Here is a 4,860-nt window from a genome sequence, read left to right as displayed (position 1 = left end):
TCGGCATGTGCCCGCCGTGGCGCCGCCTCCCGCCACGGGGTGGGCTGCGCCGCGTCGGTGGCCGGCAGTTCGATGCCGATCGTGTCGAGCTCGTGGACGGTGTGCTCGTAGTCACCGGGATACGGCCGGTCGATCGGCGCGCAGGACATGGTCGGGGCCTCGTAGAAGGCTCGCGCGGCCGGCCAGGCGTTGGTCGTCGGCGCGACGCTCGTGGCCGGCCAGTCGTTCGGGACCAGCAGCGGGCCCGGCCGTGCGGCGCGCAGCAGAGCCTGTAGCTGCCGGCGGATCCGCTCCGCCGGCGGGCGGGCGGACGGTTCCTTGGCCAGGATCGGGCTGAGCACCGAGTAGGCCCGGGTGGCCCGCGTCGGTACGGTCGGGGCCTCGTAGACCACGGCGTGCATGGTGGCGAAGGTGGTATCCCGCCCGAACGGGGAGATGCCCTCCGCAGCGTGCAGCAGGGTCGTCGCCAACGAGAACAGGTCGCTGGCGGGCCCGCCGTCCTCACCGCGGATGCGTTCGGGAGCCATGTAGGCGGGGGTGCCGACCAGGCCGCCGGCGGCGGTGATCCGATGATCGGTCTCGTAGACGGCGATCCCGAAATCCGTGAGCCGCACGGTCCCGTCAGCGGTGATCAGAACGTTCGACGGCTTGACGTCCCGGTGCAGAACGCCTTTGCGGTGACCGTGCGCCAGCGCGTCCAGCAGGGCGATGCCTATCCGGGCCACTTCCCGCTCGTCCAGCGCGCCGTCGCGTGTGATCATTGTTGCCAGTGAACATCCGGATACCAGGTCCATGACGATCCACCGCGTGTCGTTGTCCTCGACCAGGTCGTGAACGGTGACCACATGGGGATGGACGCCGAGCCGGGCGGCATTACGCGCTTCGCGGCGGGCACGCTCGATCAGCATCTCGCGGTCACGGGCCGGGAGATGGTCAGGAATACGGATCTCTTTCAGCGCGCGTTCGACATTGCTGTCGGTGTCGAACGCGCGCCAGACCGTCCCCATCCCGCCCGAGCCGAGCCGCTCGACGAGCTGGAACCGCTCGCCGACCAGGTGCGTGACCAAGTGCCCGCCTGGTGTCATACGCCCGCCTTCGCGCTCGCCGCGCAACACGTGCTCAACCCCATGTGGCCTCCGTGCCGATGTCCTGTTGCTTTCCGCTGATATTAGGCGTCGGGACCGCTGCCCTTTGGCTGACGGCTTCGCCGGCCCGCCGGTGGGGCCCACGCAACTTCCGCCGGGTTCCACCAGGAATTATGATGGGCCGGCGACGCGGGCCATCCGTCACCGATTTGGGGAAGTACGGGTTCCATGGCGATGGTATGCGTTCCATCCCGGGGAATTCTGTGACTGAGATAACCTCTCGTCCGGCGTTCGGGTGGCTGCCCGGCCGGGATCCGGCGGGCATGCGGCCCGCTCGGCAGGCGGGCCGGGGCTGCTCCCGGCCGTGCGGCCCGTCGGCTAAACCGTCGTCCTGGTCAAATCGTTGTCCTAATAAACCGAAAAGGAGTGGGACGTGTTGCGGACGCAACTGATCCACTTCTGATGGTTTCCGAAGTTGATGGTTTCCGGGGCTGTCATGTTCCGTGGGTGACCATACTCACGCCGTCGTGTCCGGTGGTGTCCGTGTTCTCCGGAGTGTCCATGTTCACAGTGCCACGTTGTTCACAGCGCCACGTTGTTCACGGGGCAGCGTTGTTCACGGGGCGGCGTTGTTCACAGGGGCGTATGCGCGATGCCGCGTTCGTGGTGACCGTGCTCACATTTCGCGCAGGTGGCCATGCTCACGTCCGGGTGCTCACGTCCGGATGCTCATATCCGGGTGCGCGGCGGGTCCCGGGACCCGCCGCGTCGCGGCCGCGGGACCGTGCCGATGAGGCCTTCGGGCCCTCCGGGCATGGTCGCCGCCGCCGGTGGCCAGCGCCGGCCGGCGGGCTGTCAGGTCCGCCGCGGGAGTGCCCTCCGGCCCGGCCGGGCGCGCCCCGAGTGTTGTCGGACGCGTGACAGGTGATCTGTCCGGTTGCCGACGTGGCCGCATGACAATCCCGCTGACCTGTGGCGACGGATGCCGTTGCCACAGGGGCCACCCGGCCCGCCCCGGGCGGACAGTGGCCGATCCGACGTCCACGACGGACATACAAGCTGTACGTACACCCTGTATGTTCTTGTGGTGGAGCGGCCGTACGGCCGTACGACGTCGACGCCGAAGGACGGTATTGCCGTGGCGGTGGAGTGGCGCTACTCGTTGCGGATCGGGATGTACCTGGCCAAGCAGAAAGTGCTGCGGCGCAAGCACTTCCCGCTTGTTCTCGAACTTGAGCCCCTGTTCGCGTGCAATCTGTCGTGCACCGGTTGCGGAAAGATCCAGCACCCGGCCTCCGTGCTCAAGCAGCGGATGAGCGTCGAGGACGCCATGGCCGCCGTGGAGGAGTGCGGCGCGCCGGTGGTCGCGATCGCCGGCGGTGAGCCGCTGATGCACCCGCAGCTCGACGAGATCGTTCGTCAGCTCATTGCCCGCAAGAAGTTTGTCCTGCTGTGCACCAACGGGCTGTTGCTCCGTAAGAAGATGGCGAAGTTCACACCGTCGCCGTATTTCACCTTCATCGTCCACATCGACGGGCTGCGGGAGCGGCACGACGCGGTGGTGGAGAAGAACGGTACCTTCGACGAGGCGATCGCCGCGATCGCGGAGGCCAAGGCCGCGGGCTTCCGGGTGGGCACCAACTCCACCTTCTTCAACAACGACAGCCCGCAGGACGTCATCGACGTGCTGGCCTACCTCAACGACGAGGTGAAGGTCGACCAGATCCAGCTCTCGCCCGCCTACGCCTACGAGAAGGCACCCGACCAGGAGCACTTCCTCGGGGTCACGCAGACCCGCGAGCTGTTCTCCAAGGTCTTCGCCGACGGCCGGCGTGCCAAGTGGCGGCTGAACCACTCGCCGGTGTTCCTGGACTTCCTGGAGGGCAAGCGCGATCTCTCCTGCACCGCGTGGGGCATCCCGAGCTACTCGCTCTTCGGCTGGCAGAAGCCCTGCTACCTGATGAGCGACGGCTACGTCTCCTCCTACAAGGAGCTGGTCGAGACCACCGACTGGGACGCCTACGGCCGGGGCAAGGACCCGCGCTGCGCGAACTGCATGGCGCACTGCGGCTACGAGACCTCCGCGGTGCTCGCCACCACGTCCTCGCTGAAGGAGTCCCTGCGCGCCATGCGCAGCGTCTGAGACCGGCAGCGGTGTCCGGCCGGTGTGGTCGGTAGTCGTCCACCGATGGGTGGTCGCCCATCGGTGGACGACTACCCATCGGCGAACAACCGTTGCCCTGAATGTAGTTTTTTATATCCGGACATGTTTTTCAGGCAGGGGCCGGCCGCGTCGATCGTGGCCGGCCCCTGCCGTGCGTGGGTCATTCGGCGGCCGGTGCGAGAACGGCGGTGCGTGGCCCCTGAAGATGGCCCGCGGCTCGTGGGGACGGCCTACGAAACGGCGTCCTTCGCCACCAGGCCGTTCTTCGCCTCCAGACCGACCAGCAGGCGGTCCAGCACCTCGCCCGCCTCCTGGCGCGCCTGGCGCGCCCGCGCCGGGTCACCGGCCCGGCCGATCAACAGGCTTGCCTCGGACAGGACGGCCGCCAGCACCCGGGTGAGAGGCATGACGGGCAGCGGGTCGATCCGCCCCTCCTCGATGGCCCGGGCCAGCCATTCGGCGAGCAGCCGGTAGCCGTAACGCTCGACCAGGACGTCCCACGCGTCATGCCCGAGCACGGCCGGGCCGTCGACCAGAACGATGCGCTGGAAGTCGCTGTCGGTGCAGATGTCCAGGAAGGACTGGAACCCGGCGCGTAGCTGTTCCCAGGCGTCCGTGTCCGACTCGTCCGTGGCCCGCCTGAGTTCGGTGGTCACGAGCTGTTCGGCGACCTCGAGCGCGACCTGCTCCATGACAGCGCCGAAAAGGTCCGCTTTGTCGCGAAAATGATGATAAAGAGCACCGCGGGTCACCTGCGCATCGGCCACGATCTCCTCGGTGCCGGTGGCGGCGTAGCCCTGGGTGCCGAACCGCAGCCGGGCGGCGGCCAGGAGAGCCTGGCGGGTGGCGGCTGGATGCTCGCTCCCGCTGGCTCTGGTCATTCGTCGATTATGTTGCACTCAGTCCTCTAATGAGTGAGTCAAGCCGTAGGAATATTTGTCACTGCGTCGGAGCCTGTCAAATACTTTTAATGATATAACGCTATCCACCGGTCACGCCATCGCCAGGCTACGGCCGCTCTCCTTCGGGATGCGCCCACGCTCGCACATGTGCCGGATCCGCGCGACCGCTGCGCAATCACGGCCGCCCACATCGACCGGCATCCATCTGGCCGGCGTCCACCGGATGCGGCATCCATCGGGCCGACATCCATCGGATACGCTCTACTCTCGGCATCATGACGACAATCGAGCCGCCCGCAACGGCCTCGGCCTGGGGCGAGCCACGCAGCAAGACCGTCACCTGGCATGATCCACTGCCTACCGCCGCGGTGGGGCGGACGATGAGCGGCCTGGACTTTCTCCTGGCGATCCGGGACGGCCGGGTGCCGCCCCCGCCGATCACCGCTCACTTCGACTTCAGGATAGACGAGGTCACCGAAGGCGACGTCGTCTTCCGATGCCTTCCGGACGAGTCCGCCTACAATCCTCTCGGCACGGTTCACGGCGGCCTAGTCTGCACCCTGCTGGACACGGTCACCGGATGTTCCGTGCACACGACGCTGCCGGCCGGCTCCGGGTACACATCCATCGAAATCAAGGTCAACTATCTTCGCCCGGTACGGGTGGTCAGCGGTCGTCCCGCCGAACTGACCGCGCACGGCTGGGTCAC

General features: G+C 67.3%; 4 protein-coding genes. 2 read left to right on the top strand and 2 right to left on the bottom strand.

Annotation, left to right across the window (positions count from 1 at the left end; all coding sequences use genetic code 11):
* Positions 1-1,067, bottom strand: a 1,067-nt coding sequence (locus AC5LUJ_RS20410) for a serine/threonine-protein kinase (protein WP_493465536.1), incomplete at its 3' end; no start/stop codon positions are given.
* Positions 1,068-2,223: 1,156 nt separating this feature from the next.
* Between AC5LUJ_RS20410 and hpnH the strand changes: the two genes are divergently transcribed.
* Complete coding sequence (gene hpnH / locus AC5LUJ_RS20405; RefSeq protein WP_250285685.1) at positions 2,224-3,228, top strand: adenosyl-hopene transferase HpnH; 1,005 nt, start codon at positions 2,224-2,226, stop codon at positions 3,226-3,228.
* 251 nt (positions 3,229-3,479) lie between these two features.
* On the opposite strand, the gene AC5LUJ_RS20400 is transcribed toward hpnH, so the two are convergent.
* Positions 3,480-4,130 carry a TetR/AcrR family transcriptional regulator gene (locus AC5LUJ_RS20400; protein WP_250285684.1) on the bottom strand — a complete coding sequence of 217 codons (651 nt, stop codon included), beginning with the start codon at positions 4,128-4,130 and terminating at the stop codon, positions 3,480-3,482.
* 296 nt (positions 4,131-4,426) lie between these two features.
* Between AC5LUJ_RS20400 and AC5LUJ_RS20395 the strand changes: the two genes are divergently transcribed.
* Positions 4,427-4,860, top strand: a 434-nt coding sequence (locus AC5LUJ_RS20395) for a PaaI family thioesterase (RefSeq protein WP_493465535.1), incomplete at its 3' end; no start/stop codon positions are given.

This window comes from Protofrankia sp. CiP1_Cm_nod3, from assembly GCF_982290655.1.
Note: the sequence above shows the minus strand (reverse complement) of the source record. Positions and strands in the feature narration are given on the sequence as shown.